Annotated in this window: 26 protein-coding genes; 9 read left to right on the top strand and 17 right to left on the bottom strand. The window is 45.4% G+C overall.

The annotated features are described in order from the left end of the window. The 4 genes from E5342_RS03470 to E5342_RS03455 form a co-directional block, all read right to left on the bottom strand. Positions 1–651, bottom strand: coding sequence for a redox-sensing transcriptional repressor Rex (locus E5342_RS03470; RefSeq protein ID WP_135958830.1), 651 nt, complete (start codon positions 649–651; stop codon positions 1–3). A 55-nt stretch (positions 652–706) separates the two neighbouring features. Beyond that, positions 707–892, bottom strand: coding sequence for a hypothetical protein (locus E5342_RS03465; RefSeq protein ID WP_135958829.1), 186 nt, complete (start codon positions 890–892; stop codon positions 707–709). 598 nt (positions 893–1490) lie between these two features. Then, a complete protein-coding gene (locus E5342_RS03460; protein WP_135958828.1) occupies positions 1491–2945 on the bottom strand; it encodes an aminoacyl-histidine dipeptidase in 1455 nt (484 codons plus the stop codon). A gap of 51 nt (positions 2946–2996) precedes the next feature. Beyond that, a complete protein-coding gene (locus E5342_RS03455; RefSeq protein WP_121737045.1) occupies positions 2997–4010 on the bottom strand; it encodes a lysylphosphatidylglycerol synthase transmembrane domain-containing protein in 1014 nt (337 codons plus the stop codon). A 95-nt stretch (positions 4011–4105) separates the two neighbouring features. Between E5342_RS03455 and rsmA the strand changes: the two genes are divergently transcribed. From rsmA to radC, 6 genes are all read left to right on the top strand, one after another. Beyond that, positions 4106–4906, top strand: coding sequence for a 16S rRNA (adenine(1518)-N(6)/adenine(1519)-N(6))-dimethyltransferase RsmA (gene rsmA / locus E5342_RS03450; protein WP_121737044.1), 801 nt, complete (start codon positions 4106–4108; stop codon positions 4904–4906). Positions 4907–4921: 15 nt separating this feature from the next. Further along, entirely contained in the window at positions 4922–6268 is a 1347-nt protein-coding gene (mgtE, locus tag E5342_RS03445) for a magnesium transporter (protein WP_005861206.1), read from the top strand. A 111-nt stretch (positions 6269–6379) separates the two neighbouring features. After that, complete coding sequence (locus E5342_RS03440; protein ID WP_005861203.1) at positions 6380–6718, top strand: CidA/LrgA family protein; 339 nt, start codon at positions 6380–6382, stop codon at positions 6716–6718. A gap of 3 nt (positions 6719–6721) precedes the next feature. Beyond that, the gene (locus E5342_RS03435) at positions 6722–7426 is read left to right on the top strand and encodes an LrgB family protein (RefSeq protein WP_135958827.1); all 705 of its coding nucleotides are present in this window, start codon (positions 6722–6724) and stop codon (positions 7424–7426) included. A gap of 101 nt (positions 7427–7527) precedes the next feature. Further along, positions 7528–8094, top strand: a complete 567-nt coding sequence (efp, locus tag E5342_RS03430) for an elongation factor P (RefSeq protein WP_121737042.1) — start codon at positions 7528–7530, stop codon at positions 8092–8094. Positions 8095–8177: 83 nt separating this feature from the next. Continuing rightward, positions 8178–8882: a RadC family protein gene (gene radC, locus E5342_RS03425; RefSeq protein ID WP_121737041.1), complete on the top strand. Its 705-nt coding sequence runs from the start codon at positions 8178–8180 to the stop codon at positions 8880–8882. Between the two features lie 15 nt (positions 8883–8897). On the opposite strand, the gene E5342_RS03420 is transcribed toward radC, so the two are convergent. Then, positions 8898–9653: an outer membrane beta-barrel protein gene (locus E5342_RS03420; protein WP_121737040.1), complete on the bottom strand. Its 756-nt coding sequence runs from the start codon at positions 9651–9653 to the stop codon at positions 8898–8900. Positions 9654–9860: 207 nt separating this feature from the next. Between E5342_RS03420 and E5342_RS03415 the strand changes: the two genes are divergently transcribed. Beyond that, positions 9861–10178: a metal-sulfur cluster assembly factor gene (locus E5342_RS03415; RefSeq protein WP_121737039.1), complete on the top strand. Its 318-nt coding sequence runs from the start codon at positions 9861–9863 to the stop codon at positions 10176–10178. Further along, a complete protein-coding gene (locus E5342_RS03410) occupies positions 10175–10933 on the top strand; it encodes a UDP-2,3-diacylglucosamine diphosphatase (RefSeq protein ID WP_135958826.1) in 759 nt (252 codons plus the stop codon). The genes E5342_RS03415 and E5342_RS03410 overlap by 4 nt, the downstream gene beginning before the upstream one ends. A 135-nt stretch (positions 10934–11068) precedes the next feature. Here the strand turns inward: E5342_RS03410 and E5342_RS03405 are convergent, their stop codons facing one another. Together E5342_RS03405 and E5342_RS03400 are read right to left on the bottom strand one after the other, a co-directional pair. Continuing rightward, a complete protein-coding gene (locus tag E5342_RS03405) occupies positions 11069–11887 on the bottom strand; it encodes a PstS family phosphate ABC transporter substrate-binding protein (RefSeq protein ID WP_135958825.1) in 819 nt (272 codons plus the stop codon). 85 nt (positions 11888–11972) lie between these two features. Then, entirely contained in the window at positions 11973–13259 is a 1287-nt protein-coding gene (locus tag E5342_RS03400) for a hypothetical protein (RefSeq protein ID WP_135958824.1), read from the bottom strand. A 245-nt stretch (positions 13260–13504) separates the two neighbouring features. On the opposite strand from E5342_RS03400, the gene E5342_RS03395 reads away from it, so the two are divergent. Beyond that, positions 13505–14575 carry an NAD(P)H-dependent flavin oxidoreductase gene (locus E5342_RS03395; protein WP_121737035.1) on the top strand — a complete coding sequence of 357 codons (1071 nt, stop codon included), beginning with the start codon at positions 13505–13507 and terminating at the stop codon, positions 14573–14575. A gap of 56 nt (positions 14576–14631) precedes the next feature. Here E5342_RS03395 and E5342_RS03390 read toward each other — a convergent pair whose 3' ends face one another. The 10 genes from E5342_RS03390 to E5342_RS03345 all read right to left on the bottom strand — a co-directional run bounded on the left by E5342_RS03390 (position 14632) and on the right by E5342_RS03345 (position 25353). Beyond that, positions 14632–16080, bottom strand: a complete 1449-nt coding sequence (locus E5342_RS03390; RefSeq protein ID WP_135958823.1) for a DUF3868 domain-containing protein — start codon at positions 16078–16080, stop codon at positions 14632–14634. A gap of 18 nt (positions 16081–16098) precedes the next feature. Then, on the bottom strand, positions 16099–16665 hold the full coding sequence (locus E5342_RS03385) for a DUF3575 domain-containing protein (protein WP_005861186.1): 567 nt from the start codon (positions 16663–16665) through the stop codon (positions 16099–16101). Positions 16666–16836: 171 nt separating this feature from the next. Beyond that, on the bottom strand, positions 16837–17448 hold the full coding sequence (locus E5342_RS03380) for a response regulator transcription factor (protein ID WP_005861184.1): 612 nt from the start codon (positions 17446–17448) through the stop codon (positions 16837–16839). Between the two features lie 10 nt (positions 17449–17458). Continuing rightward, positions 17459–18148 carry a hemerythrin domain-containing protein gene (locus E5342_RS03375; RefSeq protein WP_010185248.1) on the bottom strand — a complete coding sequence of 230 codons (690 nt, stop codon included), beginning with the start codon at positions 18146–18148 and terminating at the stop codon, positions 17459–17461. A gap of 82 nt (positions 18149–18230) precedes the next feature. Next, positions 18231–19385 (bottom strand): Rid family hydrolase, encoded by a 1155-nt coding sequence (locus E5342_RS03370; RefSeq protein ID WP_081031951.1) that lies wholly within the window; start codon positions 19383–19385, stop codon positions 18231–18233. An 11-nt stretch (positions 19386–19396) separates the two neighbouring features. Next, on the bottom strand, positions 19397–20104 hold the full coding sequence (locus E5342_RS03365) for a hypothetical protein (RefSeq protein WP_005866753.1): 708 nt from the start codon (positions 20102–20104) through the stop codon (positions 19397–19399). 9 nt (positions 20105–20113) lie between these two features. Beyond that, the gene (locus E5342_RS03360) at positions 20114–21349 is read right to left on the bottom strand and encodes a porin (RefSeq protein WP_121737033.1); all 1236 of its coding nucleotides are present in this window, start codon (positions 21347–21349) and stop codon (positions 20114–20116) included. Between the two features lie 22 nt (positions 21350–21371). Then, positions 21372–22778, bottom strand: coding sequence for a di-heme oxidoredictase family protein (locus E5342_RS03355; RefSeq protein ID WP_135958822.1), 1407 nt, complete (start codon positions 22776–22778; stop codon positions 21372–21374). 17 nt (positions 22779–22795) lie between these two features. Then, positions 22796–24007: an imelysin family protein gene (locus tag E5342_RS03350; RefSeq protein WP_135958821.1), complete on the bottom strand. Its 1212-nt coding sequence runs from the start codon at positions 24005–24007 to the stop codon at positions 22796–22798. A gap of 32 nt (positions 24008–24039) precedes the next feature. After that, positions 24040–25353: a porin gene (locus E5342_RS03345; RefSeq protein ID WP_121737031.1), complete on the bottom strand. Its 1314-nt coding sequence runs from the start codon at positions 25351–25353 to the stop codon at positions 24040–24042. Between the last annotated feature and the right edge of the window lie 131 nt (positions 25354–25484).

Raw genomic sequence — 25484 nt, 5'->3', positions numbered from 1 at the left:
TTAGTGATTCATTGAGTTCAATCGATTAAACATAACAGCTAAATGCGCATACATAGAAGTGTTCTGAACTACGATATGTTCCGGCACCCGTATACGGAACGGGGTAAAATTCCAAAGCGCCTTGATTCCTCCCTCGATAATCCGATCTGTTACCTCCTGCGCTTTCTCCACCGGCACGGTGATCACCCCGATCGTAGCGCCATATTCTTTTTGCTTGGCGGGAAAATCATCCATATGAAAAACAGGAATGCCATTAATCATGCTCCCGTCCAAATCCTTGCGGACATCAAAGCCCGCCACGATCTCCAACCCATATTGACCCAGCCCCGTATCGTGCAGTAAAGAAGCACCCAGACTTCCGACCCCAAACAGAAATGCCTTATGCTGGGATGTAAAACCGAGGAAATCCTCCAGTACGTCAACCAATGCGTTAATATCGTATCCCACTCTCGTCTTCCCGGAGATATTCACAAAAGAGAGATCTTTAGCGACTTGACTGGGATCTACATTGATCTCCTTAGCGATCTGGGTAGATGAGATAAACGTTTCCCCTTTCCCTTTCATCAACTTTACAAACGCGAGGTACCACGGCAACCTCCTTAACGTAGGTTCCGGCACTTTCCATGCCTGTTTTATATCATCGCTGGCCATTGTCTAATTTTCCTATTCATGTATAACATTCGTGCAAGCTTACAAAAGTACAAAATTAAAGATATTCACCAAAAAAAGTCCCGATCTGGCCAAACTGACTTCCATTAGTTGTTTCAGTAGCTACAGTTAAAAACTTTGACGAAGACTTCAGCAAGATCTGATCCCCTACCTTCTGTGCTCCCGCCGAGAATGCAGTCGCCAGCATAGCACTAGCCAAAAGCGTAGTAATCTTTTTGTTCATAAATCAAAAATTTAACATTAATCAATCCATAGGTACAAAAGCCGAAACAAACCAGGACAAACGATCCTTGGAGCTTATGGAAAATCCCTCACAACCTAATATATACTTCATCTAGCGACAGCGAACGATCGTTCGGCGGAAGTGAATATATATTCGCCGGCGGCGAATGATCGTTCGGTGACACTGAACGAAGAAGGTATACTTATCTTTTAGAGAATAAGACAGTTACAATACAAGAATACAGACGAATCCTTAAGACTATCGACAACGACTCCCTAAGTAGACCGGCATCTACTCCCTAAGCAAAGGGGAAGTCTGCTTACTAAGTAGTTTTCCAAGCACTTTCCACGTTCCGTGGAACATTCCTCGTCGATAGTCTCATCCACGGATTTTATCACATGAGCCATTTTTACCTAATGATATAATGTACATGCGTACGTTAATATAACGACTAGGCTACAATGGCGAACAACACACAGGGCTCTCCCTTGAGGATATAGAGAAACAAAACAAACCCTCCGGCCCTATTCTCGCTAACCAAATGGTTAGAAGAACAAAGGCTGGAGGGTTTGTTTAATATCTATAAGGAAAAAGATCCTTAGATTCTCTCCAATGTAGTTGTAATAAACTCCCAGATCTTCTGTACGGAATGAATATTCACTCGCTCGTCCGGCGAGTGCGGATATTCCAAATCCGGTCCGATAGAAACCATATCCATCTCCGGATAAGCGCCTTGAATGATACCGCATTCTAATCCGGCATGCATCACCTTCACCTCAGGTTCCTTACCAAATAAATCCAGATAAGTAGATTTCATCAAATTCAAGATCGGGGAATTTATATTAGGCTGCCAACCATTATAATGACCGGACTCCTCCACCTTGGCTCCTGCCAAAGCGAATACACTCTCCAAACTTGAGCAAACAGAATCCCTGCGAGACTCGGATGAGCTCCGCACCAAGATCTTCACCTCGATCAATCCATCAGAAGTCTTCACGATCGCTAAATTAGAGGAAGACTCAACCGTACCCGGGAAATCATGTAACATGCTGATCACACCATTCTGGCATCCCTCGATCGCATTGATCAAATCATCCTGTATCTCCTCCGGAATCAACGTGGACGGCAATTCAACCATCTCCGCAACGAAATCGATCCGATCCTCCACACCCATATACTCCGTACGGAACATATCTTGGTAATCAGCCACTAGCTCCCAAAGAGACTCCACGTTATCACCCGGAATCGTTATCACGGCAAAAGCTTCACGAGAGATAGCGTTAGGCAAGGAACCACCTGCCACAGAAGACAAACGAGCGCCATAATCGCATACCGCTTCTTTCAAGAAACGGAACATCAACTTATTCGCGTTCGCACGCCCTAAATGAATATCCACACCGGAATGGCCACCTTTCAGGCCCGCCAAACTAACCTTGACGGCCACGTCGCCTTCCGGGATATAAGTATCCTCCTTAAACTGGAAAGAGATATTCACGTTCGCGCCCCCCGCGCAACCTACGAACAACTCCCCTTCCTTCTCGGAATCGCAATTCAATAAAATATCACCCTTTAAGAAATGTGGCTTTAGACCAAAAGCGCCGTCCATGCCCTGTTCCTCATCAATCGTAAACAAGGCCTCGATAGGTCCGTGGCGCAAATTATCGTCCGCTAACACGGCCATCGCTAGAGCGGCACCCATGCCATTGTCCGCCCCTAAAGTCGTCTCACGGGCCGTCACCCAATCACCGTCTATATAAGCGTCAATCGGATCTTTCTCGAAATCATGCTTTACGGAAGAGTTCTTTTGAGGAACCATATCCAGATGAGACTGCAATGTCACGGTCTTACAACCTTCCATTCCGGAAGTAGCCGGCTTACGGATCAATACGTTACCCACCTCATCTTGCAGGGTTTCCAGTCCCAATCCTTTACCAAAAGATATCATAAAACGGGTTACTGCCTCCATATGTCCGGTCGGACGGGGGATTTGCGTAAGGTCATAAAAATAACCCCATACATGCTTCGGAGATAGATCTTTGATTTCTGCTGACATAGATGTTAATAATTTAGTTCAGTTCATATTTAATACATAATCTTGTATTCATCACGAAACAGCGACCGGAGCCTCCTTGTTCTCCCGATTGGTGAGCGGTAAAGCTACCACTCCGAATAATCCGCACAATCCCGTCCATACCGTCTGTACCGTATGAACGACCAAGGCGAACGCCGCCGCATCATTCTCGTTCACGCCGAAACAAACCAAGGTAGCGATCACCATGAAATGCCACGGTCCGATACCACCTTGAACAGGCACCGCCACACCGATACTACTCATCGTAAAAGTGATCAGCCCGACTACGATACCCAAGTCCTTGGTAAAGTCGAAAGCATAGAACGTTATATAAAAGTAACAGAAATAACCTCCCCAAATCAATAACGTCTCTATCACGAAACGCATCTTATGCTCCATGTACCAGATACTCTTCATACCGGTCCATACATTCTTCAACAGCCCTTTGGCTTTCTGTACCAGCGTAAAGTTACTCATATAAGTGAATACAAACCAAATTACAGCGACAAAAATTATCACCGCCACATAAATCCATATCGAATTGAACATAGACTGGAACCCTTCGAGCAAAGCCGGGTTCTTGGCGAAGAAACTCGTAAAGAAGCTTATATTAAATATGAATATCAACAAGGTTATCAAACCGACCATGATCGTATCGCTCACACGGTCGATCAACAGCGTACCTAAAAGTTTGGTAAACGAGATCTTATCGTATTTCGTGATCATACCGCAACGCCAAACCTCACCGACACGGGGCAATACCAGATTCACCGCATAATTACCCAATACGGCGTAAATCACGTTACTCATCTTGAAACGCTCGCCCAAAGAATTGATCAGCAACCCCCACCGTAAGCCACGGACGACATTGGCGAACAAGCCGAACAGTAAAGAAACCAGAATAATATCATAACGAACCCCCTCCTTGACGACTCGCCAAATCTCAGTGATATCCATTTTCCGATACAAAAACCAAAGGAGTAAACAGCCGAAGGCTAAAGGTAGAATTATCTTCAGAAACGTACGTAGAATGCTCTTAAAATCCATTAGGTATAGAGAACTTTAAATTATTTATTGTACTTTTGTGCATCCGCAAAGATAAGCATAATATTTAAAAACAAACACATTACACCGAAAAGTGGATGAGATTAGTTAAGCCCAAAAAAGCATTAGGACAACATTTCCTAAAGGATCTGCAAATAGCACAGCGCATTGCGGACACACTCGATACTTTCAAATCCTTCCCGGTCTTGGAAATCGGGCCGGGAATGGGAGTCCTTACCCAGTTCTTGCTGGAGGCGGGACATGATTTGACCGTTGTCGAGTTGGATATGGAATCCGTAGATTACCTGAACCAGAATTTCCCCGATCTAAAAGGACATATCATCGCCGAGGATTTCCTGAAATTGGATCTCTCGAAGCTATTTCCGGGTCAGTTTTGCGTGATCGGTAATTACCCCTATAATATCTCCAGCCAGATATTCTTCAAGGTCCTCGATTATAAGGATCAGATTCCTTGTTGCTCGGGGATGTTACAAAAAGAGGTAGCGGAACGCCTAGCGGCAGGTCCCGGTAGCAAGACGTACGGAATCCTGAGCGTATTGCTCCAAGCTTGGTACGACGTGGAATACCTCTTTACTGTCAGTGAGAAAGTATTCGATCCGCCTCCAAAGGTGAAAAGCGCCGTATTGAAAATGACTCGTAACGACCGCAAGGAGCTGGGATGCGACGAGAAGTTATTCAAGACCGTAGTAAAGACCTCATTCAACCAACGAAGGAAAACACTTCGTAATTCCATGAAACCCCTATTGGGTAAGGATTGCTCGGATTACGCCTTGCCGATATTCGACAAGCGGCCGGAACAGTTGTCTGTGGAGCAATTCGTGGAACTGACCTTGATCAGCCAAAAGCATTTGGAGAAGCAGGCTGGTGATGTCCTATAATAATATAAGAGTCCAATGATCGAACTGACGAAAGATTACATCGAGAACCTGAAAAGCATCATCGAGGCCAAAGATGACGCAAAGGCACAGGAGGTACTTCATGAACTGTATCCCGCTGATATAGCCGAGCTTTATCAAGAACTGAACTTGCAAGAGGCCATTTATCTCTATCTATTGATGGATGGCGACAAAGCGGCGGATGTTTTGATGGAGTTGGATGAGGAAGACCGTCATAAGTTATTGAAGGAACTTCCCAATGAGCTTATCGCCAAGCGTTTCGTCGACAACATGGAAACAGATGATGCCGTTGACTTGATGCGTGAGTTGGACGAGGATACCCAAGAGGAGATCCTTTCGCATATTGAGGACGTAGAGCAGGCCGGTGATATCGTGGACTTGTTGAAATACGACGAGGACACCGCCGGCGGTTTGATGGGTACCGAAATGATCGTGGTGAACGAGAATTGGAGTATGCCCAAATGTATCGACGAGATGCGTAAGCAAGCGGAGGAAATGAGCGAGATCTATTATGTATATGTAGTGGATGACGACGAGCGGCTGAAAGGCGTGCTCCCCTTGCAGAAACTGATCACCCACCCATCTGTCTCCAAGATCAAGCATGTCATGAAAAAAGACCCGATCTCCGTTCGCGACAGCGACAGTATAGAGGAGGTTACGGAGACAATCGAGAAATATGACTTGGTAGCCTTGCCCGTAGTCGATAGTATCGGACGTCTGGTAGGACGTATCACGATCGACGACGTTATGGATGAGGTACGCGAGCAACACGAGCGTGATTACCAGTTGGCATCCGGTATCTCACAAGACGTGGAAACCTCGGATAATGTATTTACCCAAACCGCTGCCCGCCTACCTTGGCTGCTGATCGGCATGATCGGAGGATTGGGCAACTCCGTTATCCTCGGTGGTTTCGAGAGCAGTTTCGCCACTAACCCGAAGATGGCGCTATTTATCCCGCTGATCGGTGGTACCGGTGGAAACGTAGGCATACAATCTTCCGCTATCGTGGTACAGGGCTTGGCAAACAATACCTTGAAGGAAGGGAATATCGTACCGCAAATCCTAAAAGAGTCTGTAGTCTCGTTAATCAATGCCAGCATTATCAGTCTGGTCGTGTTCATTTACAACTTCTTCATGCTGGGAGACCGGGGGATTACGGCCTCCGTATCTTTAAGCCTATTCGCCGTCGTAATGTTCGCCAGTATATTCGGCACGTTAGTTCCCATGACCTTAGATAAGATGAAGATAGATCCGGCCTTGGCGACCGGACCGTTTATCACCATTACCAACGATATTATCGGTATGATGATTTATATGTTCATTACTTCCGCGTTAGCTTGATGCCACGGGTGGGCGAACCCCGCCCCTATTATGTTAAAATAATATGTTATAGAACATATCTACGAAATAGCTGTTATCTTTGTAGCAGTTATCAAAAAAGGTAGAAAAACTATGCTAACAGAAGCATTTTACATTCTCTTCTTCTATTTCACGGGAGAGTTTATCAGCTACTTTATCGACGGTTTCATACCGGGTAGCGTAATTGGGATGGTGCTATTGTTTTTAGCCCTCGCGTTCAAGAAAGTAAAACCTGAAAAGGTGAAACGTCTTTCCACGGTTCTTACCCAAAACATGGGATTATTCTTCGTTCCTGCCGGTGTAGGGCTTATGAATTCCTTCGGGATCATCTCCGAGTATTGGGCAGTCCTGCTGATCGCTTCCGTAGTAAGTACAATTTTAGTCATCGCCAGCGTAGCGTTGGTGCAACAAAAACTGGAAAAGGGAAAATAGACCATGGATAATCTGGCGCATTCCGAGATTTTCGCTCTTACCTTGGTAATTGGTACCTACCTGACTTCCTTGGCTCTTTACAAGAAAGTCCATATCAGTCTTTTGCATCCTTTGCTTACGACCATCTTCGTGATTATCGTGGTACTGGAAGTCCTAGGCATTCAATATGAGTCGTTCCAGCAAAGCAGTCATTTGATCCATTTTATGCTGGGGCCTTCCGTAGTGGCCCTTGGCTATGTGTTATATGAGCAAATCCAATATCTAAAGGGAAATGTCGTTTCGATCTTGACTTCCGTATTTGTCGGAGCCATTGTCGGAATCGTAAGCGTAATCATCATCGGTAAATTGATGGGAGCCGACCAAGCGTTGATCGCCACGCTCCAGCCGAAATCCGTCACCACCCCGATCGCTATGGGGATAGCGGAGAAAGCGGGCGGCATACCTTCACTTACCGCCGTCATTGTCGTAGCGGTGGGAATCTTTGGTAGTATAGTCGGCCCAATCGTGATGAAAGTACTGGGAATAGATAGCCATATAGCTAAAGGATTGGCGTTAGGGGCCTCCTCCCATGGAGTAGGGACAGCGGCGGCCATTCAAATCGGGGCCATCGAAGGAGCATTAAGCGGACTGGCGATTGGCTTGATGGGTATAATGACAGCGGTCTTGGTTCCGGTTATTCGGTTGATTTGCAACTATTTTTCCATATAAATACGCAAAACTTTTTGCTACTTTAGCAGGAATATACTACTTTTGTATCCGAAAATTGTTAAGGATTACTCTATAACATACTATAAATAAAGAAAATAAATATGATCAATTCACAAGACATTAAGAAAGGAACTTGTATCCGCTTAGACGGAAAACTCTATTTCTGCGTCGATTTCCTTCACGTAAAACCGGGTAAAGGTAATACCATCATGCGTACGACATTAAAAGATGTTGTAAAAGGCGGTCAGATCGAGCGTCGCTTCAATATCGGTGAGAAGTTGGAAGATGTACGCGTAGAACGTCGCCCGTATCAGTTCACTTATACGGAAGGCGAGCATTATCATTTCATGAACCAAGAGACATTCGACGACGTGATCATCGACAAAAACTTGATCAACGGCGTTGATTTCATGAAAGAGGGAGAAATCGTAGACGTTGTTTCTGATGCATCTACCGATACGGTTCTTTTCGCCGACATGCCTACAAAAGTTCAATTAAAAGTTACTTATACAGAACCGGGTATTAAAGGTGACACTGCTACTAATACCTTGAAACCGGCAACCGTAGAGACTGGCGCGGAAGTTCGCGTTCCGTTGTTCATCAACGAGGGCGAGATTATCGAGATCAATACGACTGATGGTTCTTACGTAGGGCGTATCCGCGAGTAATCCGGGTCTTGTCAAAATATACGGTTCCCGCTTGATAAGCAGGCGGGAACTATTTTTTAACCCGATCTAAACCTTTCCTGGCTATGAAAGAAACAACAGAAAAACTTTCCATCAAAGAATGGGCCGAAGAAGACAGGCCCCGTGAGAAAATGCTTCAAAAAGGTGCTTCCGTATTAAGCGACGCCGAATTGATCGCCATACTAATCGGCTCTGGAAACAATGAGGAGACAGCCGTACAACTCTCCCAACGGATACTTCACTCCGTAAACAACAATCTAAATAAGCTAGCCAAGCTTTCTATCAAGCAACTTACAGCCGATTTCAAAGGAATCGGCGAGGCAAAAGCCGTCACTATATGCGCCGCCTTAGAGTTGGGGAAACGACGGGGAGCCTCCGAGGGCCTTCAATCAAAGCAAATACGTAGCAGCAACGACGCATATCTATCGCTGCAAGCCGAATTGCGAGACCTACCCTACGAAGAGCTATGGATCATACTCACCAATCCGGCCAACCGGATATTGAAGAAATGCAAAATCAGTCAAGGTGGTATCAATTCTTCCGCCGCTGACATTCGTCTAATCCTGAAAACCGCATTAATGGAAACAGCTACCGGATTCATCCTATGCCATAACCACCCCTCCGGGAATATCAGGCCCAGCCGACAAGACGACACGTTAACCGAGCAGGTACAAAAAGCAGCCAAGATCATGGATCTTATCTTATTAGATCACATAATCTTGGCCGAGGGTATCTATTACAGTTATGCTGACGAGGGTAAGCTTCGCTAACCTCCGCTAGAAGGATCAGAACGTATATCCGAACGTAAAGCTCACTTGGTGGTTACGGATTCGGAGATCGTTTTGGTCCTTATGGTATTTGCCCCAAGCCAAATCATAACCAATCTGGAAAGAGACACGTTTCACCGTGATACCCACCGAGGCTGTACCGCCCCAATCAAAACGGGGAGCACCTTTCAGCGTAATGCCATTACCTAGCGTCTTCTCTTTAAACGGGTTGAAATCATAGTTATAACTATAGTCTACCTTATTGTCTATGGTCTGAAAGGCAGATGCGGTACCCCCTAACGCAACCGCCACATACGGACCTACCGCCAGATTCAAACGGATATCATCGCAAAGCTTGAATCCCCAGTGTGCCATGATAGGTAATTGCAGGTTATAACGAGTCATCTCATTGGCACAAACCCCTATGGTATGCTTGCCTCCCTCACCGCTCATTGATGCCTGGCCATACCCCCCGGGATAAAACTCATTCTGATAGCCATGATAATTATACCCGTCATTCCATGTATGCAAATCTCCCTTTTGCATCAATAGATACAAGCCGGACTTTAAACCAAAAGAGGGCTTATTTCCTTGCGCCTCCTTTATTTGGTACAATACACCGGCACCGACCTTGAATCCCAAGGTTGTCTCACTTTTCCCCTCATTCTCCTTGTTCACGGTAAGACCGGCTTCCGGCGTAACCAACCAACGGGACTGAGCGTTCACCGCCACACTACTGAAAACCACTGCCATTAACAAAATCAACTTTTTCATACCTCGTATATATTTTTATAATGATGTTTTGTATCTACAAGACAAGCGCATCAGCCAAAACCCCTACTCCTCTCTTCTTTTTTTCATTAAACCTTCCATATGGGCAATACGGATACAAGCGTTAATAGTCTCAAATAAACATCGCCAACTCTCAACTATTTCGTAAGTTTGTAGTTCAATACAGGATTCACGAACTTATAAAAGAAGATGAACAACGAATTTCTCCAAACAGAAGAAGCGATCGTCGCTATGCTTAAGACGGTATACGACCCGGAAATACCCGTAAACGTATACGATCTTGGACTTATATATAAAGTAGATATCGATGAAGAAAAGAATGTACGCATCGATATGACCCTCACCGCTCCGAACTGCCCGGCTGCCGATTTCATATTGGAAGATGTACGCATGAAGGTAGAAACGGTCGATGGGGTGAACAACGTAGAGGTAAACCTCGTATTCGAACCGGAATGGGACAAGGACATGATGACAGAGGAGGCTAAACTGGAACTAGGTTTTCTATGAAAATATATTTCGCCTCAGACGCACATCTGGGAGCCCGTTTCCACAAGGACCCTTTAGCTATCGAGAAGAAACTGGCACGTTGGCTGGATAGCATCAAGGAAGACGCTTCCGCCATTTGGTTTCTGGGAGATCTATTCGACTATTGGTACGAATACAAATACGTCGTGCCGAAAGGCCATGTACGTTTTCTGGGGAAATTGGCCGAGTTAGCGGACAGAGGCATAGAAATACATATCTTTATCGGTAACCATGACATCTGGATGTTCGACTACTTGCCGAAAGAGATAGGCGCCATCATCCATCGGGATACCTTGACAGTCGATTTATTAGGGAAACGTTTCTTCCTCGGGCATGGCGATGAGGTAGATTTCCGGAGTAAGGCATTCCGTCTGATCAGGGCTATTTTCCGGAACAAGTTCTGCCAATGGTTATATGCGGGAATACATCCCCGCTGGACGTTCGGGTTCGCTTTAGGCTGGTCGCTCAACAGCCGGAAGAGCGGACTGGAAAAGCAAGAGGCTAAAAAGTATCAAGGGGAAGACGCAGAATATATGGTTGTTTTCGCCAAGGAATATCTAAAGACGCATCCCGACATTAATTTTTTCATTTTCGGCCATCGTCACATCATGTTGGACTTGATGCTCAGCCGTACCTCCCGTATCCTGATAGCCGGGGATTGGATGCAATTCTTCTCTTATATCGTATGGGATGGCGAACATCTGTATATGGATCAGTTCCTTGAGGGGAATGAATAAGCGATCGTTTCTAAAAGTTAAAAGGTTTCTGCGAATTTCTTAGTGAGAAACTTTTGTTTCTCCTAAGTGTAATTGTAGTTTCTTCATAGGGAAACTTTTGTTTTCCCTAGGAGAAACAAAACCTATATAAGATATTTATTTTACCGGAACATAACCGCCCTTCTTCACCGTCGCTTGCCCTTCGGCCGACATTACATAATCAATGAATGGTTGCACTTTTGAGGCATTCTTCGTCTCATAGTAATAGAACAACGGACGAACAATCGGGTAGGTCTTATTCCTCGCGTTCTCCAAAGAAGGCTCCACGTAGGATTTTCCGGCATCATACGATACATGGATCGGCTTCACCTCTTTGTTCAGATAAGCGAGACCCACATAGCCGATAGCTCCTTTCGTCTGGCTCACGCTTTGGATAATGGAACCTGTAGCCGGCATGCTCAAGATACCGTTCATATAGTTCTTATTTTTCAATACGCTCTCCTTGAAGAACTCGTAGGTTCCGGAAGAAGTCTCGCGGGAATAGGCCACGATCTTCATATCCGTACCACCCACTTCTTTCCAATTCTTGATCTTGCCGGTAAAAATGCCTTCCAATTGCTCCCGGGTCAGATTGGATACCTTGTTGGAAGGATGCACGACAACAGCCAGAGCGTCGTAGGCGATCACCTCCTCTTTCGTCTTCTTCCCGGCTTCTTGCAACTTCATGCGCTCGTCGAATTTCATCTTACGGGAAGCCATCGCTATATCCGTAGTACCTTCCATCAAAGCGGAGATCCCCACGCCGGAGCCACCACCCGTCACCGTGATCTTAGCGGCTTTGTCTTTATTCATGAAATTCTCGGCTTCAGTCTGGGTAAGAGGCAAACAAGTATCACTACCCTTTATCTTCTGGGCAAACACATTCGTAGCAAACAAACAGGCTGCCATGGCAGCTAATAAAATCGTCTTCTTCATTACTTTGTATTTATCTTTTATTTACGATACAAAATAAATACTTCGGTATTTCAATGGGATGAAACAGATATTACAATCCTATGAATTAAAACTTATATTGAAGACGGACTGTCAATACATTATCCTTCCGGTCGTTCTCGTAGCCCTTCACGAGGTTACTTTTCTCATTAAAGTTAAACTCGTAGTAAGCTTGTAGACGGATATGTTTATTGAAATTATAGATACCGCCGATACCTATCGTGCTTTGAGCCAAGTCGGTTTTTGAGGTGAAACTGTTTTCCGCCCCGACCTCATTGCCACTCACCTTCGTATTCGGATCGTAAACGTCATATTTCAATACGGCGGAGAAAGGAGAGGTGCCTATATCCTGTACCAAATAAAAGAAGTAACCGAGGAAAGGGCGCTTGAACAAAGAATTTTCCGGCAAATTCTCCGGTCGGGTACTGTAGTTCGGGCTTTTACTGCTTCCGGCGATACCAGGTTGGGTACCGATCAAACCTTCCGCATGGAGAGTGGTCTTTCCTAAAGATGAAAGAAAACTAAACTGTCCATCCAAACCTAAATACTGGCGCTTCATATAAGTACCCGTCTCTCCCATATCCCTCTTAACGAAATGATTGCCACGCATCTCATACGCCTCGGTTGTCGGGTTGTAGACAAAGCCATGGTAATAGGAGAAACCGGCTCCCCATTTTCCCCAGTCGCCTATCGCCTTCTCGGCACCCAGACGCCCGATGAAATCTTTCCGGCTATCCGTCTCCCGGTTAATACTGTTTCCGGCAAACACGCCGGCATCCAATCGCAAGAAACTCAATGGGCTGGTAGTTTGGGTACGTAAGGTAAGCATCGCTCCCAAGTCACGCTCATCCGGGAAGAAATACTGGATAATAGTCGCTCTCTCCGGAGATTCGAGAGCACTCGTAGAATAACAGACCTCATAGCCGAAAGGACGGTTGAACACACCAGCCATCAACTGGCTACGTTTCGTCCAAGGATCCTTGATACCGATATACAGATCACGGAAACTTACTCCCTTATCATTCACCTCGATCTGGACAGCACCTGTTCCGATCCCATCATTGTACTCAAACTTCATACGCCCCCGGCGGATACCGATCCGGTTAAACCCTTTATCCAAGTTCTCGTTCTTATCGCCCACTTTCAAGGTAGCGTCTTGCTGTCCATATTGGTATTGTCCTTGGATATAAGCGGAAACCTTGAATTTGCTTAGCTTCCGGACTACCTTATCCAAGGTAGTCACTTCCGTAGCCAAGGAATCGATACGTTTTTCCACCGGCTGATCCATCTCCTGCGCTCCCATGCTAAATGGAAGCAGCACTAGCATGAACGCTATAACTTTTCCTACTTTCATTCCTAACAATAAAAACTATATTTGCGTCGCAAAGTTACAACGCCTCCGTTTCACATACATTACAATCCTGTTACAAATCGTCTTGTCTAATTATTTAGGGACGAATTTACATAAAATAATCTGTTCGTTCCATACATTGCACATAACTATAATATTTGCGCGATAATTATGGTTCATTTTGCACATTTATTAGGATATTGTGCTACCTTTGCCTCGATTTTTGAAACACTATATTTATTTTTTTAATGAAGACATTAACAATCGGAGACCTAAAGGCTCGTATTCCAATCATCCAAGGTGGAATGGGCGTAGGTATCTCTCTTTCCGGCTTAGCCTCGGCCGTTGCAAATGAAGGTGGGATCGGCGTTATCTCCGCAGCCGGTCTCGGACTCTTATATAAGAAATTGTCACCCGGCAATTATACGGAAGCTGGGAATCTCGGGTTAGCGGAAGAGATCCGCAAGGCTCGGGAAAAAGCGAAAGGTATCATCGGCGTAAACGTAATGGTAGCTCTTTCCGACTTCGCTGAATTGGTGAAAACCAGTATAGCGGAAAAGGTAGACATCATTTTCAGCGGTGCCGGACTGCCCTTGGACTTACCTTCTTTCCTCAAGAAAGATAGCGTCACCAAGCTGGTTCCCATCGTTTCCAGCGCACGTGCCGTACGTATCATCTGCGAGAAATGGAAGAATAACTATGATTATCTTCCGGATGCGGTGGTACTGGAAGGTCCGAAAGCGGGTGGACATCTGGGATATAAGGAAAACCAGTTGGAAGACCAACAGTTCTCTTTGGAAGAGCTGCTACCCCAAGTCATAGAAGAAGTCTCTCATTTTGAACAAAAATACGACAAAAAGATCCCGGTAATCGCAGCAGGAGGCATTTACACGGGTGAAGATATCAAACGCATGATAGACCTTGGAGCATCAGGCGTTCAGTTAGGAACCCGGTTCGTTACCACCACGGAATGCGATGCCTCGGAAGCCTTCAAACAGACCTACATACAGGCTGAAGAGAAGGATATAGAGATTATCAAAAGCCCCGTCGGTATGCCTGGACGAGCCATCCATTGCAGTTTCCTCGAGAAAGTGAAGGCAGGAATCAAGCAACCGAAAGTTTGTCCCTTCAACTGTATCAAGACGTGTGATATATCACGCAGTCCGTACTGCATCGTCACCGCCTTGTACAATGCTTTCAAAGGTAATTTCGAGAATGGATACGCTTTTGCCGGCAGCAACGCTTGGCGAGCGAATAAGATCACTTCGGTACGGGAAACCATTACCGAATTGATGAATGAATGGAAAGCGAAATTATAAGCACAAAAAAGCCCCCGAAACGGGGACTTTTTTATCTTCGGAGGTAAGTATCTCCATTATTGCTCGGCCAACCAAGCGGTCAGTTCATTCCGGTTCGCGGCGGCATCCTGCACGCCGGCTTGGGCTGCTTGATCGAAATATTGCATAGCGGTCGTATAATCCTTCTTCATCGCATAAGCGACACCTAGGTTATTCCATGCTTCCGGCAAATTAATGCCTTGCAAACGACTGATGGCCGGATCGTAAGCGCCTGTCTCAATCTCAAGAGCCGCCGTATTCAATTGAGCGATTGGGTCGCTCGGATAAAGACGAACAGCGATATCAAATACCTCCTTGAACTGATCGCTACCTTTATCATAGGAATTAGCCACCAAGAACATCTCATTCAAACTTAAATATTGAGGCTTCGTTCTGATCACTTGCTTAGCCTCGTTCACGTCGAACGGACGTGCGATATAAGCCAAGGTATAATCAATGCGTCTTAAAGGAGGATAGTATTTATCCAATAATATCTTATACGTCCGACCTCCGTTCAAGGCTTGCAATTTAGCTTTGCGCTTGTTTATATCTTGAATATCCAAGATCTCCAGAATCTCCTTTTTATTCGCTAGATCTGATTTCATAATCGCTTGACGCAACCCGATCCAATCCTCACCCATCCAATTTACTTTCATCAAGGAAGGATCTATATTCTCCTTATCTTTCATGTAAGCGACAAAAGCCTTGGCACGGCTCTCGGACAATCTCATATTATAGTCGTAACCACCTTCCGGGGAAGCGTATCCGGTAACCTTAAATTCGGTAAAACTAAGATTCTTATCGCTACGGACTTCCGTTACAATCTTATTCACCTCATTCAGTACGGTAGTGTTATCCTTGAAAGCACGTAACAATACGGACTTGCCTACCTCAAAATTCAAATAAGCGGAATGCGTCTCACTTCGCTGTTTTACCGGTTCTACCGGAGGAGTAACATAGCTAAGCTCATAAACGGGAGGAGCCAACGGAGGCAATACACGGTTCATCACCCCATAGGTTTCATCTGATACCTCGCAAGAAGCGCATCCCGTGGTATTCTCATCCACCATCAAGGTAGCGTTTCGCATCCATCCCGCATAAGGCACGGACAACTCCACCGGAATCAATTCGGGCCCCTTCTTCGTCTGACGGATAATCAAGCTAGGAGTTTGGGGAAATTCATAACTATTGAAACCCAACTCACGGTTCAACGCCTTCATACGTGCCCGCCCGGTAATCACGATCGGGTTAAACTGGTAAGACTGCGATTTATCCACCGATTGCAATACCGGTGTCAGGATGACCATCTCTTGGGATTTCAAACGCAGATTGCTCAGATTGGTCGTAAAATTCATCATAAGCTGGCTTCCGTCCTTCTTTGCGCTTACATTCTCGAAACTAACAGTTCCCCGCACACCGTTCTGTGCCTGTAGGCTCACACCTCCGAGGAACAATAAAGCGATACATATACTCAATAAATGTCTCATATCTCTCTAGATCGTTTTTTAGTGGATAAAATAAATGATAGAAAGGGCCGCTTTCGTTACACCCCAATAGTTCGAGTTCTTGGTCTCGATCTTGGAGCCACATTCCCCGCAATTATACTTATCATAATGTACACGGGCATAACCGGCGCCGATAGCGGCTTCTATACTCCAACGCTTATTCAGTATCCATTGATGTCCCAACGTAAGTCCGCCACCGTACAAATAACCATCATAACGATGGTCCTTCAAATTAGGGAATATGCCAAAGGGTAATTTAATCCCGGCGATATTATACTGTCCGCCCAACGCATGCACGCCAATAAACGTACCGTTGAATTTCTCGCAAGTCCAATAACGCACTTCCGGCATGACAAGCCAATGCTTCAGTTTCTTACCGTCATTGAACTTGAAAGGATTATATCCCGCCGAGACATCCAATGTAACCTTTTTGCTTAAGCCCACCTCGAATCCTAAGTTCGGAGTCGTAGTCGCGTCGTAGAGAAGATTGTTCTTCAACGCGAAATGTTGTGCGCTCATAGATAAGGAAAATAACAATGCTAATCCAAGTAAAAATGCTTTCTTCATTTCTTATAAGCTTAATGATTTGAAGAAGAAACAGGAATAAACGGGTTTTAGTTTTCGATAAGCGTTAATAAGATATGATCATTAAATTTAATTATATTAATAGTAAAGGGAATGCGGAAGGCGCTTTTATCGCTTATCCACATTCCCTTTAACTTACTTATAAATATACGATTACTGTTTAATGTCGCCTAATTCGACCAGCTTATTGACAATCGCATAGATCGTAAGACCGCTGGCACTATGAATTTGAAGTTTCCGAGCGATATTACGGCGGTGGGTGATGACCGTATGCGTAGAAAGAAACAAACGATCCGCTATCTCCCGGTTTGTCATTCCCTTCACGACGCAGACTACGATCTCTTTTTCCCTCGAGCTTAACGATTGTTGCTCGTCATCCCCTTCCGGCTCGTCATCCGGAAGTACCTCGGCGTTCAACCGTTCCAATTTGTGCTTGATCTCATCAGGGCTATCGTATATGTTAATTTGTTCATCATAAGAACGCAATAACACACTGTCTGAGACAGAATATAATAAAGCGATACATTTCATCTCGGCACAGCCGCTTTCCTCCTTCAAATGTTGCAACGTGAAATAGCCGGGCAAAGCCGGATTCACGATCAACACATCCGGTTTGTGCATACGAAGCGAGTCGAAAAGAGATTCCACCGAATGAATCTCCACCATCTGGATACGGAAACCCGGTAACCGTTTCAACAGGTTCTCCAGTCCGCTCCTTATGATAACAGAAGGTTCGGCTATCGCAATCTTTAGATTTGTACTCATCGATTCATGCTTATAATTGTTTTTCCAAAGCCAATATGGCCGGTACAAACAAATAATCCTCCACACGGGTATGTGAAGCCAAGTCTTCCTCCGTGGCAAAAATATCGAACAAGACACTATTCAGCATATTCGTACCCGCTCCCGGATAGTATTTGATCAGGATATTTTTCAACTCCGTGATCTTCATCTCGATCTGATCATGACGCTTACGGAAGATCGTAATATTGTATTTCGGATCTCTCTTTCCTTCCAACAAATTACGGACATAAGGGAAAACAGCACGTTCCTCATAAGACATGTGTTTATTTACCTCCTCCGCATACTCATCGAAAAACTTCGTGATCACAAAAGCGACATCCTCCGGGCACCCGGATATAGCGTCTACCAATTTACGACGGATATGTGGCAAGCGGAAGTTCAAGAAGTAATCATGGGCATTATGCAAATAGCGGATCAAGTTCTCGATCGACAGGCATTTGCTGATATTCTCGACAGGCGTATTCACTTCCTCGACCAAGAAATTCACGACCGTCAGGAAAGTACAAGCATCCACCCCATTCTGCCGGCAAACCTCCCCGATATTCTTCTCTCCGAACCCGAGCGCTATACCAAAGCGGCTCATGACTAAAACCATCGGATAGTTCTCGCAGATCAGATCACTCATTTTATCGGTTTCCCGGTACATTCCATTTTTATACATAGGCTTCTTTCTAACTTGTCTTGGTGTTTGAATAGCCAAATATACTCCTTTTTCTTCCATATCTCGTACATTTATTATTATTTCACAAAGGCTTAAAGGACGACTCCGTCGGCACGACCGCTATACACTCAGTCTCTATCAACCATCCGGGACGGCAAACGGGGGCCAAGACTATCAAATGTGGCAAATCCGGGTAATGCGCCTCAAAATACTTCTTAACCACCGCATAATCAGCCATATCTCTCAAATAGGTGATCGCCTGCGTAATATCACGAGTAGTAGCGTCCGCCTCTTTCAGCAACACGCTGATATTTTCCATCATCCGCTCGGTTTGTTTTACGATATCGCCCGGATAGACAATCTCTCCCCGGTTATCTATACTCGCCGTACCCGAGATGAAGACCTGTTTACGATCCCCATACGTAACAGCCGTACCCCGCTCGAAGGTTACTCCATATTCATAAGTAGGATTCAAGTGCGTGGGAGCGTAAAGGAACTGAATCTGTCCCGGCTCCAACCCATCCACCGCATAACTGTCCATCTGTACCAACACCGAGGGATCGGCATGACGTCCCTCGATACCCGTACTAGCGATATAATGCGTCTTCTCCGTAAGATTCTGCGTGATAAAAACTTCTTTCCGGGCTTTCACCACACCGGCGTAATTCACGTCTACGTTTTGCACAAAGAACCAAGTACGGACACAATGAGAGGCCAACGTACAACGCTGCCCCATCAATTGCATCACATAGTCATTCAATAAAAGCCGGGTCTGGTATTCCGAATTGGCCGCCTTATTGAAGGCACCTCCCCCCCAGAGGTGCCTATAACCGTTATGCGACGCTTCCAGTAAACCGGAATCGTACGTTTGTACCGACATGCCCGTTTGCAAATAAGTCCACATAGCGATCTTTGTTCCATTCAAAGGCGGTTGCTGCACGATAGAGAGCGGACAAAAGGCGCTCTCGCACTCCCACTCCATCACGCTATCCGTCTGATTAGCCGCGTCACTTAAAAAATAACGGCGGAAAACGGCGGTAGCGTCATTCGATAGCTCTTCCTTCACGACAGTCACATAAACCCGCAAAAGGTTTTGCAATTGCTCCACGAAAGACAAACAAGGGTCTGTAATCGATACCATCACCTGATATTCCGTTGTTCCACCTTTGCCCGTGAATGAAGAGATCTGAACCTCTACCGCTTTATCCGTATCTATTTTTCTCGTATAATTCATCATTTTCTTTCTTATCAATTATCCAATGCCCCTCCTAAGATCCAACCTTGGATCAAAGCAAGGACCTCCTGTTTCCCGGAACTATTGAACATATCCTTATGTACCGGATTATCCTCCAATATATCCAGCAAGAAACTATCGTTTATATCACCCGGGGTCACGTAGTTCTTACCCTCTTCCGAAAGGGGCGCCTTGACATTCACTAAGGATTTATAGGCTACATCGTCCCTAAGATCCAGCTGACCGGCCAATCCCGATCCCCCGCCATGACAAGACAGGCAATTCAAGTCGAACACCTGCGCTTGTACACGTTTGAAGCTCGCTAAATCCAATTCGCCCACAGACAAATCAAGCGGTTCGTCCGAATCATCCACCGGAGACGTATAATAGGAGTAAACCAACCGCAATCCCCTACTAATCACAGCGACCTCTATACTCCTCGTATCCGGAGTGACATTATTCAATCGGAGTTTTAGTCTTTTGCCGTCTTCCGCCGGCTTACTGATACGCTGGGTTTGCAAAGGTTTCGACTTATCCTCGCCAAAAGCGCATAACGAGAGCATATTCTCCTTCGGCCAAGCTTTCAGGCCAGTGAAAGAAAGTGACACGGTAGCGGTTCGCCCGGAATCAACCGTCTCATCCGGATAAATCTTACCCTCATCACAACCCAGCCCGAATAACAGGAATAAGGCATACATTATATATAGACTATATAGTTTCATACCCAAAGATTAGAACGTGAACTGCAACATAGCCGTAGCGGAGTGACGAGCCAATCCAATAGCGTCCTCATCCCGGTCATTCTGCGTAGCATGACCGCTACGACCTAAATATTGATACATAACCTGTAGTTTCAAATTATTATTAAAGAAATAATAATTCAAACCAGCGGCGGGCATATTTAACAAACCACCCTCATCCGTAGCGTTTCGATCATAGAAATCATATCGCAAAGCACCCTGTAATTTCGGAGTGATGAAATAGCCCAATTGAGCGTAAGCTCCCCAGAAATTCTTATCCGGCTTTTGCATGATCTTGGTAAAATGCATATTCATATAATAACCTTCGGCTGCTACATACCAGCGGTTCTTGATCCATGCGAACTCAACGCCCACACGGGTGTCGCTACTGGTCAAGAACTCAGCCTCCGCATTATAAGAGGCAGATACGGCGATAGACATCTTATCGTCGTTCAGATTCTCCGGCGAGCCTTGAGACGTTGGCATCTCCCCCTTCGGCATAAAGGCCAGACGACCCGCATATAACAGCGAAGGCAACCATTTATGATCATCGCAGTTTGTCTTAGTCGCCAAATTCACGTCGATACCCGTACCATTAAAAATACCGACTTGATAATTCCATTTATCATTGATCAAACCATGTACCTGTACACCCAAGTCGAATCCCGTGGACATATTCGGTATAACATAATTCACGTCGTAAGGAAGCAATACGGATTGGGAAGCGGAATAAGGCAGTACCGGAAACAACGTCTCCCCCAAAGTACTTAAATAGCCATGCATAAACGGTGTCTTGAACTTACCGACACGGATACGAAACGATTCCTTGATCGCTACGTCGAACCAAGCCTGTTGCAATAAGGCCCCTCCACTCTTAGCGGCATTCAGCGATAAATTGAAAGTAACCCGTCCAAAAGCCTTACCCGTAAAACCGAGAATAGCGTTAGGGATCGCGAAACCAGAGTTCGCTACGCTCTTGGCATAATGGCTTTCCAGCCCTTGGTCGTCATACCGGTTGTAGCAAGCGCTTGCCTGTACCAACGCATAGGGCTTAAACAAAAAGTCACCAGCCTTGGTAGAAAAGGAAAAGCCCTTCTTTCCCGCTAGTGAAACCACATCGTTCTCTACATATTTATCATCCATCTCTTTCTTTGTATCTTGAGCTTTCACGGAGAAAACACCCGCTGATAGAAGCACCACAAGCAACGTCCTATATATTTTTTTCATTTCGATTCTATGCGTTATTTATTCATAAACTTTGTAGGAATTTAATCAAAGCGGCCCGCTCGTCTTTTGTCATACGAGAGAATAGGGTACGCGACGCAGCCCCTTCCCCACCATGCCACATAATAGCCTCCGTCAGGTTCCGGGCACGGCCATCATGTAAATAATAGGTATGGCCGTTTACGACCTCTTGTAATCCCAATCCCCATAACGGGGTAGTCCTCCATTCATTACCGTTAGCCAAGCCACTGGGATAATCATCCCCTAGCTCAACCCCCATATCATGCAATAAAAAGTCCGAATAAGGATGGATCACCTGATTACCTAATTGAGGCAATTCCGTATTATTCAAAAGGACAGATCCGCGAGGGCGTGTCTTCAAGGAAGTCACATGGCATAAATGACATTTCGCTTGATAGAAAAGTTGCTCTCCTTGAACAACCGTAGGATCATCCACATTCCGACGGGCGGGTACCCCCAAGGTCTGGAGGTATAAATCCACATCTTCCATATCTTCCGTAGAGACCTGCGCCCCGGTCATGGCAAAACCCATCATATTACTCTGTCCTTCTCCTACCTCATGCGGGAAACGATCGTTCGTTACACCGAGGTCGGAAGAGAATCCCAATTCCACCGTTAAGTCGGCATGATTCGCCTTATTACCAGAGATACCGATCTGCTTCTTTCCCTTTTCCGTCACATAGTTTATACGTCCACTAATACCATATTCCGGATAATTGCTTTTAGCGGCGATCTGCTTTAGCATATCCAAGTCGAGCGCCATCATCTGCCCCATTCCGACATGCCGTAAGGGTTGACGTACGGAAATCCGTAAATCCGACATCGGGATACTATCGGCATACCATTCTTTTATCTCATAATGAGGAGTGACCAACTCATATTCCTCCCCATCGGGAAACGTATATTTTTGGGAAGTAGTAGTAATCTTAACCCTTCCCTCCGGTTTCGTTCCGTATATCGCTTGATCATGTAGTACCCGGCCGTAATCTTGAAAATAGCCGCCACTTTTACGTGATATATAAATAAGCATGGATGAGAAGCCGGGGCCGGAACCTCCATCAGCTATAGCCGGACGGGTCCGCCCGGTACTTTTATGACAGGAACCGCAAGAATATCCGGCATAAAGCGGCCCTAGTCCTCCACCATCCACATTCTCAACACCGCGAGCATCGTCGTACAATCCATCACCACGATTAAATCGCGTCTCTAATTCGCCCGTAACCCAGTTTGCCTGCGTATCGTACGCATCCGGGGCATTGGAGAAAATGGTTGAGATACCCGCGGACAACTCCTTCTCGGAAGCTACCTGCCCATTGGGTTTCTTAACCTGCCAATTTTCCAAGTCCTCGGATTCGCAACTACACAGCAGACTACCGGATAAAGCGAATAATAGAAGTAATCTTCGTTTCATCGTATCGGCTTGTCCGATTAGTTCGTGAACTTAGACTTAACAACGCCCAAACCTGTCGTTAAATCAGCGCAAGCTTCTGTAACCGTATTGATATGCTCCGTATCCCCTAGATTGTTACGGAAAGGATAGCCGATCGCATTGATAGCGTCGATTGTCTTATCAATTTGAACTACCATCAAACTATCCAACGTAGGATTAATCATTTTAGTCAACGCATGCAAGCTACTCTCGGAAGCGGATTCCTCATCCAAATCACGACCGCCGAAATAAGCGTTCTTGATACTTACGATATTGTTCTTATAGTCGTCCAAGGAATTCCAGCTATACCAAGACTCTACAGCCAAGACACCGGGGTTATTCGGGTCGGTAGCGTCTTTATTACTTCCATTCCATGCAGTCACCGGGTCAGTTATCTTAGCGGAACCTACTTCATTGGAGATTCCAGCCATACCATTATTTCCATTCAGCATAAGCTCAATCGCCTGATACACATTACCAATGGAATAGGCAGAACCGTCATGTTTCTTCATAGCCTCCGCATAAGAAGAAGGGACATCCGAAGTTCCTAAGCCTTTCAACCAACCATTGTATAAGTCTTGAGTATCAGATAACATACGTTCGGACACTAACTTCAAATACTCCAATTCATTCTTTGCGAACGGGCTTGTTTCCAGATCACGAGGCTCGCCGTCTAAGAATAACATCTTTTCCGCCGTATGGAATCCACGTAAATTTTGAGGACCATCTTCCGCGTCTTCGTCTACAGCTCCTGAAATCTTGCTGAATTCTCCTGTAGCTATAATCTCCTCTATACCGTTCTTATCCAAAGGCCAGCTATCCAAGCTCGGGTCGAGCTGTGCCAAATCCGCCACACCGAACAAGAATGCCTCACTTTGTTCCCAAGGTACACGAACCGCACGCCAAGCGTCGCAGGCATCCGCTAAATCATTCTTAGAACCAGACGCAATGAACTTGTCTATCGCATTTTTATAGGCGGTCATCTTTGTCAACATGTCCTTATAGGTAGGCAAAGCTACCTCATCAACGAAAGTAGCGACAACCGCACTCATCTGATCTTCTGTTGGTTTTGTACCCGAATCCGCAGGAAGATTCTTAAAGTCATAAGTTACAACATCGGGGTCCTTGCCCGGATCATCGTTGTCTCCACAAGAAGTGAAGCTCAAAGCCACACCCATCAACATCATGGGTAATAAAAGTACTTTTTTCATTTTTTCTTACATATTTATTTGTCAATAGTCTATTATCTTGATAAGAACCAGCCGATATAAGCGATACCGACAGAAACCATATTCTGGCTATTATAATCCCCCTTACCGACAATACGGTGCGTATAATCCGCCTTTACGACCAGATTAGGCAATGCGTAATAGTTAAGGCCAGCCGTAATCACGCTCTTTTGAAGACGTCTATCCGCCAGTTTATTACTGCCTTTTTCTACGGATTGCATCGGATTATAATATTCGTAGCGAACGAAAGGATAAATTCTAGGGGCTTTCCGACTAAAAAAGGAACCTACATTATAGCCAACCTCAGCCGCATAACTGACAGCGGTCTCCGCCACGGTTGAATTAGGATATCCGGAAGCTGAAGATGAGTTATTGTTTACCTTCGTCAGAGCGTTGCTGTTGCCCAGATGGCCGTAAACGATATTACCTCTGGCGATCAAATTATTGTTCGGACTTTTATATTGAGCGTCCGCCGTCACGATGGTAAGCGGATATTTCTCACCTTGGTTACGCAGCGGTTTGCTACTATTCTTAGAGGGTTGGTTATAATAAAAAGAAGCGCCCACACGTAAGCCTTTAAATTTCTTCACTCCATTATAGTTGACACGAGCCACAAAGGCAGGATGCGTAAATTGAGTTTCCTCGAAAGCGCCTTGCGTACCTTTGCCAACCCAGTTCTCCATACGGAAACCTTGTGGGTCCAGACCGGAAACGACTTGTAACTCGTAATCGAAATTTCCTAAATCACCAAATAGAGCCACACCCGTCTCATGCCAAGTAGAAGGTAATAGGGTAGTCTCTCCTTCCGGACGATATACACCAAAAAAGTTCAAGGGTTCATGATGTGCGTTGGTCAAGCCTACCGGTACGATCATATGTCCAAAACGGAAGTTTAAATGCTTGTTCATCAGATAAGAGATATGGAACTGCTCCAAGGCGACCTCGCCACCTTTCTCGATCTCGGTCTCATATTCTCCATTCTCCTCGTACCACTCCACTTCCCGTGCGGCGCCTGTTCCTCCATACTCAAACTCAATCTCGGAACTCAGTACCCATTTGGGAGAGAACTTATAATCAAAAGCTAAAATAAAACGAGGGATAGAGACAGTAGCCCGATTCATATGTGATGTACCTTGAGGTGTCACCCAATTCCAGTCATAATCCATATAACTGGCAGCCATCTCACCATATCCTCCAAAACGGAATTTAGAAAAACCGTCGGCATACATCTCCGATGCCTTTACGGTAGAGCTCATATTACTCTCTTGAGCATGTAGAGCGGTAAAGGAAAGTAATCCAATCGCTAATAAATTTGTTAACGTTCTCATTGCGTTTTATAATTTTTGGCAAAATTACAGAGGCTGAGAATTTGCTACAATCGCCCGAAGTAGGTAAAATAAGACCCTAATTACCTACTCATAGGTATCCCGGAAGAATATTTTCAGGACGTCATACCGAA

The sequence above is a fragment of the Parabacteroides distasonis genome (assembly GCF_004793765.1).
In the GTDB taxonomy this organism is placed as follows: domain Bacteria; phylum Bacteroidota; class Bacteroidia; order Bacteroidales; family Tannerellaceae; genus Parabacteroides; species Parabacteroides distasonis_A.
This window is presented reverse-complemented; position numbering and strand designations above follow the sequence as displayed.

Excerpts from the sequence above, each read along its gene's own strand:
- E5342_RS03470 (WP_135958830.1), bottom strand. The coding sequence starts at position 651 with ATGGCCAGCGATGATATAAAACAGGCATGGAAAGTGCCGGAACCTACG.
- E5342_RS03465 (WP_135958829.1), bottom strand. The coding sequence starts at position 892 with ATGAACAAAAAGATTACTACGCTTTTGGCTAGTGCTATGCTGGCGACT.
- E5342_RS03460 (WP_135958828.1), bottom strand. The coding sequence starts at position 2,945 with ATGTCAGCAGAAATCAAAGATCTATCTCCGAAGCATGTATGGGGTTAT.
- E5342_RS03455 (WP_121737045.1), bottom strand. The coding sequence starts at position 4,010 with ATGGATTTTAAGAGCATTCTACGTACGTTTCTGAAGATAATTCTACCT.
- rsmA (WP_121737044.1), top strand. The coding sequence starts at position 4,106 with ATGAGATTAGTTAAGCCCAAAAAAGCATTAGGACAACATTTCCTAAAG.
- mgtE (WP_005861206.1), top strand. The coding sequence starts at position 4,922 with ATGATCGAACTGACGAAAGATTACATCGAGAACCTGAAAAGCATCATC.
- E5342_RS03440 (WP_005861203.1), top strand. The coding sequence starts at position 6,380 with ATGCTAACAGAAGCATTTTACATTCTCTTCTTCTATTTCACGGGAGAG.
- E5342_RS03435 (WP_135958827.1), top strand. The coding sequence starts at position 6,722 with ATGGATAATCTGGCGCATTCCGAGATTTTCGCTCTTACCTTGGTAATT.
- efp (WP_121737042.1), top strand. The coding sequence starts at position 7,528 with ATGATCAATTCACAAGACATTAAGAAAGGAACTTGTATCCGCTTAGAC.
- radC (WP_121737041.1), top strand. The coding sequence starts at position 8,178 with ATGAAAGAAACAACAGAAAAACTTTCCATCAAAGAATGGGCCGAAGAA.
- E5342_RS03420 (WP_121737040.1), bottom strand. The coding sequence starts at position 9,653 with ATGAAAAAGTTGATTTTGTTAATGGCAGTGGTTTTCAGTAGTGTGGCG.
- E5342_RS03415 (WP_121737039.1), top strand. The coding sequence starts at position 9,861 with ATGAACAACGAATTTCTCCAAACAGAAGAAGCGATCGTCGCTATGCTT.
- E5342_RS03410 (WP_135958826.1), top strand. The coding sequence starts at position 10,175 with ATGAAAATATATTTCGCCTCAGACGCACATCTGGGAGCCCGTTTCCAC.
- E5342_RS03405 (WP_135958825.1), bottom strand. The coding sequence starts at position 11,887 with ATGAAGAAGACGATTTTATTAGCTGCCATGGCAGCCTGTTTGTTTGCT.
- E5342_RS03400 (WP_135958824.1), bottom strand. The coding sequence starts at position 13,259 with ATGAAAGTAGGAAAAGTTATAGCGTTCATGCTAGTGCTGCTTCCATTT.
- E5342_RS03395 (WP_121737035.1), top strand. The coding sequence starts at position 13,505 with ATGAAGACATTAACAATCGGAGACCTAAAGGCTCGTATTCCAATCATC.
- E5342_RS03390 (WP_135958823.1), bottom strand. The coding sequence starts at position 16,080 with ATGAGACATTTATTGAGTATATGTATCGCTTTATTGTTCCTCGGAGGT.
- E5342_RS03385 (WP_005861186.1), bottom strand. The coding sequence starts at position 16,665 with ATGAAGAAAGCATTTTTACTTGGATTAGCATTGTTATTTTCCTTATCT.
- E5342_RS03380 (WP_005861184.1), bottom strand. The coding sequence starts at position 17,448 with ATGAGTACAAATCTAAAGATTGCGATAGCCGAACCTTCTGTTATCATA.
- E5342_RS03375 (WP_010185248.1), bottom strand. The coding sequence starts at position 18,148 with ATGTATAAAAATGGAATGTACCGGGAAACCGATAAAATGAGTGATCTG.
- E5342_RS03370 (WP_081031951.1), bottom strand. The coding sequence starts at position 19,385 with ATGATGAATTATACGAGAAAAATAGATACGGATAAAGCGGTAGAGGTT.
- E5342_RS03365 (WP_005866753.1), bottom strand. The coding sequence starts at position 20,104 with ATGAAACTATATAGTCTATATATAATGTATGCCTTATTCCTGTTATTC.
- E5342_RS03360 (WP_121737033.1), bottom strand. The coding sequence starts at position 21,349 with ATGAAAAAAATATATAGGACGTTGCTTGTGGTGCTTCTATCAGCGGGT.
- E5342_RS03355 (WP_135958822.1), bottom strand. The coding sequence starts at position 22,778 with ATGAAACGAAGATTACTTCTATTATTCGCTTTATCCGGTAGTCTGCTG.
- E5342_RS03350 (WP_135958821.1), bottom strand. The coding sequence starts at position 24,007 with ATGAAAAAAGTACTTTTATTACCCATGATGTTGATGGGTGTGGCTTTG.
- E5342_RS03345 (WP_121737031.1), bottom strand. The coding sequence starts at position 25,353 with ATGAGAACGTTAACAAATTTATTAGCGATTGGATTACTTTCCTTTACC.